The following is a 14,242-nucleotide window of genomic DNA, read 5'->3' on the forward strand; positions in this document are numbered from 1 at the left end:
GGTGCCGGCCAGCTTGGCCAGCGCGGCGTGGTCGAAGCTGGCCAGCGGCGCGGCGGCGACGGCGGCGCTCATGCCCTTGGCGCTGGCGCCCTGCACCGGCAGCACCTCGATGGTGGCGGTGGCGCTGTCGAAGGGCATCGAGACCTCCAACGAGCCGCTTGGCTGGCGCACGGTTTCGGCGATGTCGATGGCGCCGGTGCGCGGGTTGAAGACTTCGACGTGGCGCTGCTGGCTGCCCGCCACCGTGACCTCGTGCAGGATGGCGCCCTGCGCATCGCGCGCGACCACGCGCCATTGCGCGCCGGCCGCCTGATTGCGCACGTTCGGCGTCAGGGCGAAGCTGCCGATTTCCGCGTGGCGCGCGCTGAACACTGCGCCGTTGCGGCCATCGGCATAGGACAGGCGCAGCGAGATATTGTCGGCGCTTGCGGCGCCCGCGGCCAGCAGCGCTGCCAGCGCCGCGGTGATGCGTAGGTGATTCATGGTGTCCCCTTGTTTTTGTGGTGGAGCACCGATTGTCACGCTGTCGCCCGCCGCGCAATTGCGCAATGCCGCGCAACTTGTACAAAGCTGCTGCCATCGTCGATGGCTGTTGCGCGGCCGCCGCGCCGGGCCGGATCAACGCAGCATGACCAGCTGCGCGAACATGCGCATCAGCTCCGCCGAATATTTCGGCGCAAGCGTCGGCGCAAGCCGCGGCACAAGCGTCGGCGCCGCCGCCGGTGCCGGCGCCGGGCGTGGCGCGGCCGGTTTGCAGACGCATGACGGGGTGACGGTGTGGGTCTGGAACATGGCAACCTCCTCATTGAATGGCGCGCCGATGTCGATAAATTCTTGTGCATGGAGTTTTATCAGCGCATGAGGTATATTTTCCTCCCGCATGCACTCGTGATCAAACGAGTAATTTTCGAACCATGCACAAGGAAAACTTAGCCTATGACCAAACCGCTGCGCTCACTTTCCGGCCTGATCGACTTCGATTGCGCCGCCCGCTGGGGCAGCTTCAAGCTGGCCGCCCAGGAGCTGCACAAGACGCCGGCGGCGATCAGCCTGCAGGTCAAGCAGCTGGAGGCGGCGGTCGGCTTCGAACTGTTCACGCGCCACCCGCGCCACATCGCGCTGACCGACAAGGGGCAGGAACTGGCGGTGACGGTGGCGCGCGTGCTGGGCGAGCTGCGCGCCAAGGTGATGGCGCTGCAGGACGGCGACGAGGAAAAAATCCTGCGCATCTCCACCACCCATTCGCTGGCGATCAAGTGGCTGGTGCCGCGCATCCACCGCTTCACCACGCTGTATCCGGAGCTCGACATCCGCATCGATTCCAGCGACCACCTGGCCGACATGGAGGACGGCAGCACCGATGCCGCGCTGCGCTTCCATCCCATCGAGGACGGCGACCCGGACCTGATGTTCCGCGAACGGCTGGTGGCGGTCTACAGCCCGTCGTTGCTGGCGCCCGGCCAAGAGGCGCTGACCTTGGCCGACCTGCAGCGCTTCCCGCTGCTGCATGAGCAAAGCACCGAGGATTGGATACAGCTGCTGCGCGAGAACCATATCCTGAAGGGGAAATACGATTTCTCCCGCAGCTACAGCAACTTCGCCGTGCTGACGCAGGCGGCGCTGGCGGGACAGGGCATCAGCCTCGTGTCCTACGCCATCGCCTACGAGGACATTCGCACCGGCACGCTGAAGATGCTGGCCTGCCGCTGCGCGCCCTACCCGCGCGGCTACCGGCTGGTGGTCAACCGCAGCAAGGAGGGGACGGCCAAGATCGCCCGCCTGCGCGCCTGGCTGAAGGATGAAATCGACGAGATGCGCCGCTCGCTGGATTGACGCGCCGCGCCCCGGCTATCGTGCAGGCAGCAGCTTGAGCGCACCCTCCAGGCGGATATCGTCGGAGGCGCTGCCGACCATCAGCTTGAAGTCGCCCGCCTCGGCGCCCCACACCAGTTGGCTGTTGAAGAACGACAGCAGCTCGCGGTCGATGGTGAAGCTCACGCGGCGCTGCTCGCCCGGCCGCAGATGGATCTTCTGGAAGCCCTTCAGCTCCTTCACCGGCCGCGCCACCGAGGCCACCAAGTCGCGCAGGTACAGCTGCACGATCTCGGTGCCCTCGGCCTTGCCGGTGTTGGCCAGGTCGAACGACAGCGTGACCTGCTGCGACGGCGACATCTCCGCGCTGCTGACCGTCAGGCCCGAATATTTGAACGTGGTGTAGCTGAGGCCATGGCCGAAGGCGTAGCGCGGGCTGTTGACCGAATCGATATAGCCCGATTTGTAGACCACGTCCTTCTCGTCGGTGACGGGCCGGCCGGTGCTGGGCTGCGCGTACGACAGCGGAATCTGGCCAACGCTGCGCGGGAAAGTGATCGGCAGTTTGCCGGACGGGTTGTAATCGCCGAACAGCACATTGGCGACCGCGTTGCCGCCCTCGCTGCCGGGGAACCAGGCGTAGACGATGGCGTCCGCCTGGTCGGCGATGGTGTTGAACACCAGCGGACGGCCGGCCAGCATCACCACCACGATTGGTTTGCCGGTGGCCTTGAGCGCGGCGAACAGCTGCTCCTGATGGCCGGGCAGCGTGATGTCGGTGCGCGACTTGGCCTCGCCGCTCATGTCCCAGGTTTCGCCGACGGCCAGTACGACGACGTCCGCCTTGGCCGCCGTGGCGACGGCTTCGGCAAAGCCCTCGGTGTTGGTGCAGCCTGCGCCGCAAGCCTGCGCGTAGCTGACCTGCGCCTTGCCCGCGTGGGCGCGGATACCTTCGAGGATGCTGACCACGCGCGCGCGGTCGCCCTCCACCACCCAGCCGCCTTCCAGGTCACGCTGCGCGTCGGCCAGCGGGCCGATGACGGCGATGCGCTTTGCGTCGCGCGACAGCGGCAGCGTGCCGCCCTCGTTCTTCAGCAGCACCAGCGATTTCTGCGCCACGTCCAGCGCGGCGGCGCGGTGCGACGGATCGGCCAGCACGGCCTTCTCGCGCGCGGCGTCGGCGAAGCGGTAGGGATCGTCGAACAGGCCAAGCTCGAACTTCTTGTACAGGATGCGGCGGACCGCGTCGTCCAGCGTCTTCATTTTGACCTTGCCGGATTTGATCGACTGCTCAAGGTGATTGAGGTGGGCGTAGCTCTCCATGTCCATGTCGCTGCCGGCGTTGATGGCTTTGACCGAGGCGTCGGCCAGGTCGCTGGCGTAACCATGCGCCACCATCTCGCGCACCGAGCCCCAGTCGCTGACCACGAAGCCCTTGAAGTTCCAGCGGCCCTTGAGCACATCGCGCTGCAGGAAGCTGTTGCCGGTGGCCGGCACGCCGTTGAGCGTATTGAAGGAGTTCATGAACGTCGCCGCGCCCGCGTCCAGCGCGGCCTTGAATGGCGGCAGGTAGACCTCGAACAACTGCTGCTGGCTCATGTCGACCGCGTTGTAGTCGCGGCCCGCCAGCGCCGCGCCGTAGGCGGCGAAGTGCTTGGCGGTGGCCATCACGGAATCAGTGGCGCCCAGCCGCTTGCCCTGGAAGCCGTGCACCCGCGCGCGCGCGATGGCCGAGCCTAGGAAGGCATCCTCGCCCGCGCCCTCCATCACGCGCCCCCAGCGCGGATCGCGCGCGATATCGACCATCGGCGCGAAGGTCCAGTGGATGCCGGCGGCGGAAGCCTCGCGCGCGGCGATGCGGGCCGACTGCTCGATCGCCTCCATATCCCACGACGCCGACTCGCCCAGCGGCACCGGGAACACGGTGCGGTAGCCGTGGATCACGTCCTGCCCGAACAGCAGCGGAATATGCAGGCGCGATTGCAGCGCCAGCGCCTGCATCGCGCGCGTGTCGGCCACGCCTTTCACGTTGAGCATGGAGCCCACTTTGCCGCTGCGGATATCGGCCTGCATGCGGGCCTCCTCGCCGCTGGCCGGGCCGGTGTTCAGGCCTGCGGATATCTGGTGCAGCTGGCCGACCTTCTCGGCCACTGTCATCTGCCGCATCAGCGCGGCGACTTTGCTTTCGATCTGCGCATCCTGCGCGCCGGCCAGCAGCGGCAGCAGCGCCGCGGCCAGGGCCAGCGTGGTCTTCTTCATGGTCATTGTGCCTTCCTGCTGAAAAACTCAGCGTTCGTCGTAGGGAGCCTTCCCCTGCGAGGAAAGCGATTGACCCCGCCAATATATCCGCTATACTTCAAGTTAAACGTTTAACTACATTTCTGAAAAAATGACCGAGACCTCCAGCGCAAAGCCATTCAAACGTATACTCCTCACCGGCGCCGGCGGCGGCCTGGGCACCATCCTGCGCGAGCGCGCCAAGGCCTGGGCCGACGTGGTGCGGCTGAACGACGTCAAGGATCTCGGTCCGGCGCGCGAGGGCGAGGAAATCGTCATCGGAGACCTGGGCGACCGCGACGCCGTGCTGGCAATGATGGAAGGCGTGGACGCGGTGCTGCACTTCGGCGGCATCTCGGTCGAGGACAAGTTCGAGCCGATCATGAACGCCAACATCCTCGGCCTGCACCACCTGTACGAGGCGGTGCACAAGTGCGGCGTCAAGCGCGTGATCTACGCCAGCTCCAGCCATGTGGTGGGCTTCTACGAAACCACGCAGCTGGTCGACGCCGGCATGCCGCTGCGGCCCGATGGCTTCTATGGCGTGTCGAAGGCCTTCGGCGAGGCGCTGTCGCGCTACTACTACGACCGCTTCGGCACCGAGACCGTGTGCCTGCGCATCGGCTCCTCCTTCCCGGAGCCGAAGAACAGCCGCATGATGGTCACCTACCTGGCCTACGACGACCTGGTGGAACTGATACGCTGCTCGCTGTTCACGCCGCGCGTGGGCCACACGATCACCTTCGGCACCTCGAACAATCCGACCAAATGGTGGGACAACAAGCACGCCGCGCACCTGGGCTATGTGCCCAAGCACAGCTCCAGCGAGTTCGCCGCCAACTTCCCGGACAGCGCAGCCTACCCCGCGCCGGACGATGCGCCAACCATCTACCAGGGCGGCCCCTTCGTCACGGCCGGGCCGATGTACAAATAAGGAACGCGCATCCCTGCATGGGTATTCCAAATCCCAACTGAGTCTAATTCAGTCTAGTTAGATCCGCTTCGGTCTAAACGAGTCTAAAACCCGGCAGGCGCGGTCCAAACCAGTCCATGAAATTCGGGGCAAAGTCTAAATCGATCTTATTTGCGAGAGGTGAAAGTCTAAACCGAACCATAGTCCATGTCTGCGGTCCAACTTTTAGACCAAATTCAATAGGACTCACCATGGCCTACGAAGCTAAGCAGCCCATATATCTGCCATTAACTGACTTCATGAACCTGGAATTTCATTTAATGGATACAAGGCCGGGCGTCAAACCCGATGCCTTCGTGACGGAACTTGTTCAACGCTGGTTGGCCGTTGAAATGGACCGTCTCGCGACGCTGAGGAATGGCCGGTCGACGCGCGGCTTTCAATGGAAAAACGTCTTCCTGCCTGACGGGAGCAAGCTGCGAACCAGCTACCGCAACACCCACGAATTTGCCAAGGTTGTCGGCGATCGCATTTTGTCCGAGACCGGCGAATCCTTGACTCCCTCACTGTTTGCCAATCGCCACACGACGGGGCGCAATGCCTGGCGCTTTGTGTGGCTGCGCTTTCCTGGCGACGACCACTGGATCCGTGCCGCAGATTGCAGAACGCGTTTAGCGACCCGCCAGATACATTCAGCGAAGCTCGACGCAAATCACTAAGTTGTACGCTTAAATCTAAAAGTAAGCGTCTTCCCAGCGCCATCTAGACTACCTTGTCGATATCGTCCCTGAACGGATTTTGGCACAGCATTTGCACCCGCAATTTCTGATTATGGACACAAATTTTCAACCGTTCAATTCCACCAATGCGCGCAGCCACTATCGGCAGCACTCGTTATAGCCCATACGCGCATTGGTGGCGCTGTCGCCGGAGCCTGGCGTCTCTGTCAGACGCATCGCGCGCGAACGCGGCGTCAACGCCAACCAGATGTTCAGCTGGTGCCACCATTATCAATAGGGACACCTCGGTGTGCCTGCGTTGATGCGTGACGACAGCCTATTGCCGGTTGCGCCCGCGCCCCACAGCGCCTGCTTCCAGCAACGCCACTGCAGATGCCAGTGGCATTCTCGTATCTGAACTGGGCAAAGTCCGCGTCCGGACCGATGACCATCCCCGGGCCTCCACGCTGCGCCAAGTGCTGGATCGGGTGCCGCGATGATCGGCCTGCCTGGAGGCACTAAGGTGTGGCTTGCCGCAGGTCCCCACCAACATGCGTTCCGGATTCAATGTTCGAACACTGGCTGTATGCTACACTCGACAGACCATCGCCTAAGTCCGACACGGCGGCAGCCATCCTCTACGCACTCAAGCTCTGACCGAGACTGCTACGTTACTGCGACGACGGCGCCATCAAGATCCATAACTCGGCAGAAGGACACGCCTCATGCAGTGTGGCTATTAGCCGCCGCAACTACTTGTTTACTGACACCGACAACGGCGGCGAACGGGCCGCTGCAATTTACTCGCCGTTCGGCACAGCCAAACAGAACGGTGTCGCCACCAAAGCCTGGCTGCATCCCTTGCTGACGTATACCGCCGACCATTCCGTCAACTGGGTTGATGATTTCTTGCCTTGAAACCGCAACTTTCCAGTAACCCGCTGAGACGACGCCGCGTCCCAGTGGTGTGATTCCCTCATCGATCAAATTGCCACGTTATTCAAAGCTCCCCTGAACAGACTCCTTACCTTTAATCGCCACTTTCGATGCTAGAATTCCCGACCGCAATTTCCATACTTAGCCTTCCATGACAAATCGCACGTTTGTCGAAAACTTGCACATCAATGCACAAATAGTTGCTGCCAATGAAGATGCGTACTATTCCCGCTCCACGATTTCATGGCTCTTCTCATCATAGCGGTAGTGGACGATTTCCCCATTGATGAGGAGCTGAACCGCTGCCTCAATGATGTTCAGTGGAGCTATGAACCACTCTCGCGGCGAGTAACGCTTGCCAGCTTCATCAAAGACATCAATGTTCAAGCATGAGTTTCCGAAGAAAATATGCAATAGCATTTCAAGCTTCTGCGTGTTCAAGTTAAAGCACTGGAAGGCGGTAACAATGCGGACGGGCGCCATAAGGTAGGTAGGCTCTTTGGCGGCGTTCTTCACGCGATCTTCAACGGAGGTCGTGGCATATCCAATTTTGAACAGATCCTTCATGCCCCTGATTTCAGGATTGGTGCTGAGCGAAGACAGAACGTAGATGAACCCTGTGTGCTTGTCGTCTTCCTTGATGAAACTGAGGTCTTCCAAAGCCTTATCCTCGTGGTCCAATATCCTCCGGCCAGCGTCATCTTTGTAGAGTTCAGTGGCAAGCGAACGAAGGAGCATGTTGGACTCGGTACCATTCTCAAATATGCAGCGCAACCTTGCATTAACCTTGCCGTTTGTCCGCTCCTTCTCTCCGACTTCCGAGACATACACCATTACTCCATGCAAGACAAAGAAGTGTCCCTCAGTGATTTGCTGTTCGCCTGTGAAGGCTCGCATTTCACGAATTCCAGACTTCAACTCTTCATGACAAGTCCTGAACAAATCTTCAAAATTAACGAAGTCCTTGCATGGCTTACGCTGTGCAATTTTCTCTGGCATTTCTATAGACTTGGGAATGTTTTTCAGATTAAAAATATCGTCGTCGTTGTCAAGTAGCCCGAACGAGTCATCGTCAAAAATATCATTGATGGAAGTGATGGGCTTCTTAATGGTTGAGGGTTCAAGCAAGTTGTGTTCGTCGTAGGGGCGGAGAGCTTCCACCTTCTCAGGACTAATCCGAAGGTTCACTAGTCGCGTGAAAAGACGATGTTCATTCACGTCCTTTTTGTTCTCTTGCGGCTTGCGGCCGTTCGCCTTGAAGAACTCGTTTATCTGAACGAAGGAAGCCAAAAGGCGGTCATCGACGGTCGTAAGAGTTTTGTTCTTGACGTTGAGAAGTCCGAAGTCATCATCGCCTAGAATTTTCAGCAGCTCGTCCTTGTCCACGTTATATCCCCTGCTTCCTTCTCAATGCCTTCAGGTAGACAATGACGTCGGCCAGCCTCCGCTCGATGGGGTCTACTGCGTTGAGGTTTGGCTCACGCCCGTTCTCACGATGGAACTCTTTGACCTTTGGCCAGAGTAAGGTAGCCTCTTCATCAGTCATCTGAATTCGGGTGGCTTCTATGGCCTCCTGAATAACTTTGAGAACCTTCGTGGTCACAGATTTGGACAGAATTTCAAACGCCTTCTGGAAGGGATTAATCTTATCGATCAGATCAATGTGAAGGTCATCGATGTTGATGAATTTCCCTGCCATGCGAATAAATTTCTTGTCGCCTTCCTCCTTGATTTCACCACTCTTGATGACGGAATCAACGACAACTTGCTGGCGAAGCTCTTCCACTTCCTCTTCGTTCAAATCTGGATATTTGATACGAATAATTTTCGGAATCATGACCTTATTGATGACCTCTGGATCAATGTTTCCAGGGAGAGCCTTGATGATTTGGTCATCTTGTAAGATGACTGCCTTCAGGTCGTTCAAGTCAGACTCGATAATTTCTTTGACGCGTTGTGAAGATGGCTCCTTGAAGCCATTAATTTTCAGTACATCAGGTGCGCTTTGGTCGTCATCATTGACCTTCGTTTTGAACTTGAAGTTCGGTGCCAAAACCTGCTCCATCAACAGCGAGCAAGTGATTGCCTTGAGCATGTTGTTGACAGATACCTTTACGAGGTCATCAGCGGCGTCAGGTTGAGCTATCAAATTCGTGAACTGTGCATGGGTCTTGTTGGCGCTGTCGCGCGTACAGCGCCCGATAATTTGGATAATTTCAGTCAAGGACCCACGGTAGCCCACGGTCAAAGAATGCTCACAGAAAGCCCAATCAAAGCCCTCCTTGGCCATTCCAAGAGCGATGATGATGTCAATGTCTTCAGGTGCCTTCACGGTGCGCAAATAGCCGATGATGAGCTCACGCGCTTTGGGTTCATCATGAACGAGGTCGGCAACCTTGAGAACTTTTCCGTCACCGTGGCGAGTCACATAGATTACGCATGTCTCGGGGTCGCGGTGAGTCACTACGCCGATGGTGTCTAGAATACGGTCAACCTCATCGTATTTATCTTTCGTGGACTCACCAGATTGAACACTAGGAATGTGGAGGATGGTCTTCTTGTTCGTGTCCAGCACCTCATCAATCGCAGAGGTGTAGCGTCCTTGGTAAAAGTGGTAGCCGATACCCAAAGACTTGAGATAGGTGTAGCCATTCAACTGCTCGTAATAGTTGTAGGTCACTTTCTTGAAAATAGATTCATCTTCAGCAACCAGAACAGGAACGTTGTCACCCCTGAAGTAAGATCCAGTCATCGCAATGATATGGGCTGACGACTTGGACATGATCGCCCTCAGCAGTTCCCCAAGCTTATTGCCGCCATCAGCGGAGACATGATGGAACTCGTCAATAGCAAGCACCACGTTATTGAAGTCCTCATTTTTGACTGCTTCAAATGCGAAGCGCAAGGTTGCATGAGTGCAGATTAAGATCTTCTCGTCGTTGTTCAGGAAGTCGATGAATGCATTAACTTTACCGTTGTCACTTCCTGGCGTGCAGAGGTTGAATTTTTGGTTGACGCTCCAGTCGGCGAAGAAGCCATACTTGGATAGGGCTACGCTATCGAAGGAGCCTCCAATGGATTTCTCAGGAACCGCAACGATAGCTTTCTTGACGCCTTGGTTGATGAGCTTATCCAAAGCAATGAACATCAAAGCGCGGGACTTGCCAGAGGCGGGAGGAGCCTTCAGCAGAAGGTACTGATGTTCACGAGCCTCAAACGCCCTCGCCTGCATTTCGCGCATACCCAAGGCGTTAGTCTTGGTGCTTTCACCAGTCTGTTCATAGGTCACATCAACGATGTTATGCATTAGATTTTCCCACCATGTCTTCGTACAGTTTGAACAGATAGCTAAGTTGTTCTGTGTCGTTTGCGAACTCAGATTTCAAATAGCACTCGTTAACGACTCGATCTAACCTCTTGTGTGATTGAAGTAAATCGTCAGGCATTTTTTCAGGGTCGTAGATATCAGAAATTCTCAGCTCGGGATAGAGTTCGCGCTTCTCCAAGACATCAAAAGCGCATGCTTCAATGGCGGCTTTCTGCTTATCCGATAACTTCGGAATCGGAAAGTTGTTGTAGCAAAGTAGGTTTGAATATCTGATGTCACTTTTCATCTGACCACTGACAGCCTTGACCCAAAGCATGTGAGCTCGTGATGAGAGAATACCGAAAATGTAAGGCTCGGCGTCGTAGATAATCTGCGCTGAGTGCGTCGTCAAGAAGTCGGCATTGAAGAAACCGATTGGTAGATAGTCCCTACGCTCTGAAGAGGTGCATGGAACGAGCAAGAACGAGTTTTCTGCACGGTGCCTGTATCGGAACTGATGAGGACGATGAGCAAGGGAGCTAGCTGTCTGCCCTCCACCTTCTCGGAATGCTCGCACCTGCTCAATACGCTTTTTGAACGCTGGAATTCTAACTGCGTCTTTGAGTTCGTCGTCTTCAATCCAAATGCACCACCGTTCCTGTCCTCGCAAAAATTCACTGCCACCGGTGAGATTCTTGATAAAACGCTGAGCCTCTGGACTGTTGTCTAAAATTTCCTTGCGCTCTTCCGCACTCAAGATTAGGAATCCACCTTCGATGGAGTGATTCCCATAGACCATTTCAGGAACGGCTGAGATAGCTTTTGTGCGCTTGTGAATGTAGATGTTCTTCGTGTCCGTGAGGTAGGGTGAGATGTTGTTCACCTCCTTGTAGAAGCCATCGGTGTAGAGGCGTTTTTTCTTGTTGTTCGCCTTGTTAATTCCGATGATTACGCAAATCACAGCAGCACGATTTTTCGCGTTGTTAGTCCACTTAAACGAAGTGTGAGCGAAGCTGATGTTCAAGCCTCTCGCTTCCAGAATGTGAGGCCACAGAAGGGAGACTTGTTCGCCTTGAGTAATCGAGTTTGTGCTAACCAAGCCCATACCCTTACCACCTTTTTCAACGTATTCAGCGCCCTTGTAGAACCATGCAGCGATGTAGTCAAGACTGTTCACACCGTCGACGTCAACGAGGATTTTTCGCATTTCTTCTTTTTGCTCTTCGCTCTGTGTTCTGGCTCCGAGATATGGCGGATTGCCCAATATGTAGACTTCTTCACCTTCAACGATTGGACAGAACCTCATCCAGTTGATGCCGTTCGCGCTGTGACATGCGATGTTGCCACCTTTGTTCAATGGCAGTGATGGGTTGGCTTGTCCAAATCGAAGCTTGAAGGCCACGTTCATCTGGTGTTCTGCGAGCCACAAAGAGAGGATTGCAATCTCGTGTGCGAAGTCGTCTAGCTCGATACCGTAGAACTGAGAGAGCTTGATACCAGAAAGCGCAAGTCCTTGTTGGGGGTTGATGGTTTGAATGCACTTGAATATTTCCATCTCAAGCTTGCGCAACTCTCGATAGGCAATGATGAGGAAATTGCCAGATCCGCATGCAGGGTCAAAGACCTTAATCGTTTCCAGACGAAGCAACAGGCTCTCAAGCTTTTTGAGGTTCGCTTCGTTCTTCTTGAGCTCATCGTAGAGGTCGTTCAGAAATAGAGGTTCAATGACTTTCATGATGTTGGGCACAGAGGTGTAGTGCATACCCATGTTGCCGCGCTCGTCGGGGTCGACGACTGCCTGAATCATCGAGCCAAAGATGTCAGGATTGATTTCTGACCAGTTCAACCCAGCTCCGCACTCAATCATCATCTTGCGAGATTTTCGGGTGAAGGTTGGCACCTTGAACTTGTCGGCAAACAGTCCGCCGTTGACATAATCGAAGGCAGTAAGGTAGTCAGGAGTGTCCTTTCGCTTTTCGGTGTTCAGGACATCGAACAGCCGCTCTAAATATTGCGCGAGGTCGCTACCGTCTTCTTGAGTGTGCTTTTCAATGCTTTTGGTGAAGAGGTCCTTGGGAAAAATTCCGGTATCCTCAGAGAAGAAACAAAACAGGATACGAGACAGGAAAATATTAAGTGCATGCGCGCTCTCAGCGTCTTCAACTTCATTGTCTTCACGAAGCAAGTCAAAGAGCTTAGCCATTTTCTCGGCCGCTTTGACATCAGCCACGTTCTCAACATAGGCTTGAGCTTTTTCTTTGCCAGTCCAAGGGAAGAAAAAATCAACTTGGTTGTGTAGCTCGCTAATGTCCTTGTCCAAAGTATTCTTGGTCTTAGTATCGATAGCAACGATTTCGTTATTGTTCGTAACGACGATGAAGCGGGGTTCATGTTTGTCTACGATGTCGGATCTAGACATGTCGTCAGCCAAGCTCTTCAAATTCTTATTGCTGGTGTGCTTGTAGTAGAGCTGCTTCTTCCAAATGATCGCGTCATCTTCATCGGATAGGTTGTAGCTCCCCTTCCCCTTTATTTGCAAACGGGTAATGGAAGCCTTCGGTTTGCCGTAGGCGTCAAGTAGGTCATAGATGAACGTCTCGGGCTCAAACTGCGCCACTAACTCTTGAATTTTTTCTTCGATTTCTTTGATGGTCATGTGTCTACGTTCCTGTCAGTTTGGCTACGGTCGCGCCTGGTGCGAGCCTGGCGAATCAAGGGAGGATGAAAAGACGCGAATTTTCAGCTCACCAAAGCGGACTCAGCAGAGGAAGATGATAGACGGGTTCGTGTTTTCCGACCAGAAATTTTGCACTTTTGGTCACTGGCGATAGTAAAAACCTGTCATGAACACCCAAGGACAGGCGACAGGTCGCGGGAAGTGAAAGTTTCGGAGAGATTGGCTCAGACTCGTTGGAGTCGATTCCTTCCGGCAGCATGGAAAGTGGGACTTGCGTCAGCGCCAATCTGCCGCTGTCGGCGTGCGGCCAGACGAGGCGTCCTCGCTCAAAAAGTTTGGCCGGCCAGCATAGGCCGCGCGGGGCCATCACAGCACCTTGACCATGTCACGGTGACTACGGAACATAAAAACGTGGCCGCTATAACGATCTTCGGCCAACGCGATCTATACCTTTGCAGCACGCCCGTTCATATCAGCGCGTATTTCGGTGATGTCGGCGGCAAGCCAGATCCGGGTACCGGCGGGTAGGCCGATCATGCGGGCGGGCTTTGAGGCACCAGCTGCAACAACGCTGCGTCTGTGCCGGCGCAGACACGCACGGTGGCGTCGGCAATAGTGATTTCGATAGCGCTTCTCGCGCAATGCGCTGCTGGTGGCCAGAACGGTTTCAGCGTCACAGGGAGCAGGCTTGTGTCATCCTTAGCCGATTCACTGAGCAGACCAGCGCACAGGGGGCCTGCATGGCGCTGGCCAAGCTGCGCCATGTGCTGACAAGAACATCGTCAACCATCCGACCAACCAGGTGGACGTCTTCGTACCGTGGCATTGCGCCACACAGATCAGACCTGGCTGAAAAGTACTCCGCTTCGTAGCGATGTGATTCCATCATCGAACAATTCCGCTCCCACCTCAAGACTGTGCTGAACCGCCGCTTCGGTCTAAAACGACATGGCGAAAAGTCTAAATCGGTCTTAACATCTCCTTGCAGAAGGCGATTTCAGTCTAAAAAAATTAGCGGATAGTCGATTCCGGTCTAAAAAATCTGGCGCTCCGCCGATTTTAGACTCCCTTAGACTGATGTCGCGAATTTTGGACTGTTTTAGACCGAGTGGCCAAAAAACATCCCCAAGCCTCTCCGGTCGCAAGCCAGCATCCTGAAAACCGGTAAACCGTTTATTCAGTTTTCACATGCAAGTGCTTGATGGCGCGGTTCTTCCCTATGGTGGCCGTCACCAGCAGCGCCTTGCCGCAACGCGCGCGGTACAAATAGCTGCGCTCCTCGCCGTCGACCGTGCGTTGCAGCAGCTCCAGCGGCGGCGCTGCCTTCGCCGGACAGGCGCGCAGCAGCGGCGCCTCCTCCGCCGCGGGATCGGCCGCCATGGCCGCGACGGCGGCGGCCACCTGCCGCGTCACTTCCGGCTCCGCATCCTCAATCGGCCCCGGCACCTGCGCCATCGCGCAGCCGGACGCCAGCACGGCCAGCGCTACCGTCAACAGCGGGGAATAAAGCCTGTGCATACGCTTCCTTTCGTCGGATATTTGGGGTCCATCTTAGCGCCGCGCGCGCCGCGCCGCCATGTCTCATTTTTAACAGAACTGCG

At 56.3% G+C, this 14,242-nt stretch carries 11 protein-coding genes and 1 pseudogene; 5 read left to right on the forward strand and 7 right to left on the reverse strand.

Annotation, left to right across the window (positions count from 1 at the left end):
- Nucleotides 1–483, reverse strand: a pseudogene (locus GTP90_RS24065) (M64 family metallopeptidase); the annotation flags it as partial.
- A 135-nt stretch (nt 484–618) separates the two neighbouring features.
- Nucleotides 619–882, reverse strand: coding sequence for a hypothetical protein (locus tag GTP90_RS24070; protein ID WP_161085914.1), 264 nt, complete (start codon nt 880–882; stop codon nt 619–621).
- A 54-nt stretch (nt 883–936) separates the two neighbouring features.
- On the opposite strand from GTP90_RS24070, the gene GTP90_RS24075 reads away from it, so the two are divergent.
- Nucleotides 937–1,833 carry a LysR substrate-binding domain-containing protein gene (locus GTP90_RS24075; RefSeq protein ID WP_161085915.1) on the forward strand — a complete coding sequence of 299 codons (897 nt, stop codon included), beginning with the start codon at nt 937–939 and terminating at the stop codon, nt 1,831–1,833.
- A gap of 15 nt (nt 1,834–1,848) precedes the next feature.
- Here the strand turns inward: GTP90_RS24075 and GTP90_RS24080 are convergent, their stop codons facing one another.
- Nucleotides 1,849–4,077 carry a glycoside hydrolase family 3 N-terminal domain-containing protein gene (locus tag GTP90_RS24080; protein WP_161085916.1) on the reverse strand — a complete coding sequence of 743 codons (2,229 nt, stop codon included), beginning with the start codon at nt 4,075–4,077 and terminating at the stop codon, nt 1,849–1,851.
- A gap of 124 nt (nt 4,078–4,201) precedes the next feature.
- Between GTP90_RS24080 and GTP90_RS24085 the strand changes: the two genes are divergently transcribed.
- The 4 genes from GTP90_RS24085 (at nt 4,202) to GTP90_RS24100 (ending at nt 6,639) form a co-directional block, all read left to right on the forward strand.
- Complete coding sequence (locus tag GTP90_RS24085; protein ID WP_161085917.1) at nt 4,202–5,023, forward strand: NAD-dependent epimerase/dehydratase family protein; 822 nt, start codon at nt 4,202–4,204, stop codon at nt 5,021–5,023.
- Between the two features lie 230 nt (nt 5,024–5,253).
- Nucleotides 5,254–5,721, forward strand: coding sequence for a hypothetical protein (locus GTP90_RS24090; RefSeq protein WP_161085918.1), 468 nt, complete (start codon nt 5,254–5,256; stop codon nt 5,719–5,721).
- A 196-nt stretch (nt 5,722–5,917) separates the two neighbouring features.
- Nucleotides 5,918–6,019: a transposase gene (locus tag GTP90_RS37645; RefSeq protein ID WP_161085919.1), complete on the forward strand. Its 102-nt coding sequence runs from the start codon at nt 5,918–5,920 to the stop codon at nt 6,017–6,019.
- Between the two features lie 458 nt (nt 6,020–6,477).
- Nucleotides 6,478–6,639, forward strand: coding sequence for a hypothetical protein (locus tag GTP90_RS24100; protein ID WP_161085920.1), 162 nt, complete (start codon nt 6,478–6,480; stop codon nt 6,637–6,639).
- Between the two features lie 240 nt (nt 6,640–6,879).
- On the opposite strand, the gene GTP90_RS24105 is transcribed toward GTP90_RS24100, so the two are convergent.
- From GTP90_RS24105 to GTP90_RS24120, 4 genes are all read right to left on the reverse strand, one after another.
- Entirely contained in the window at nt 6,880–8,043 is a 1,164-nt protein-coding gene (locus GTP90_RS24105) for a GIY-YIG nuclease family protein (protein WP_161085921.1), read from the reverse strand.
- 1 nt (nt 8,044) lies between these two features.
- Nucleotides 8,045–9,964, reverse strand: coding sequence for a DEAD/DEAH box helicase (locus tag GTP90_RS24110; protein ID WP_161085922.1), 1,920 nt, complete (start codon nt 9,962–9,964; stop codon nt 8,045–8,047).
- Complete coding sequence (locus GTP90_RS24115; RefSeq protein WP_161085923.1) at nt 9,957–12,620, reverse strand: DNA methyltransferase; 2,664 nt, start codon at nt 12,618–12,620, stop codon at nt 9,957–9,959. Before GTP90_RS24115 ends, GTP90_RS24110 begins: the two co-directional genes overlap by 8 nt.
- A gap of 1,194 nt (nt 12,621–13,814) precedes the next feature.
- Nucleotides 13,815–14,159: a hypothetical protein gene (locus GTP90_RS24120; RefSeq protein WP_161085924.1), complete on the reverse strand. Its 345-nt coding sequence runs from the start codon at nt 14,157–14,159 to the stop codon at nt 13,815–13,817.
- Nucleotides 14,160–14,242: the final 83 nt, after the last annotated feature.

Source organism: Duganella vulcania (genome assembly GCF_009857655.1).
Classification (GTDB): Bacteria; Pseudomonadota; Gammaproteobacteria; order Burkholderiales; family Burkholderiaceae_D; genus Rugamonas; species Rugamonas vulcania.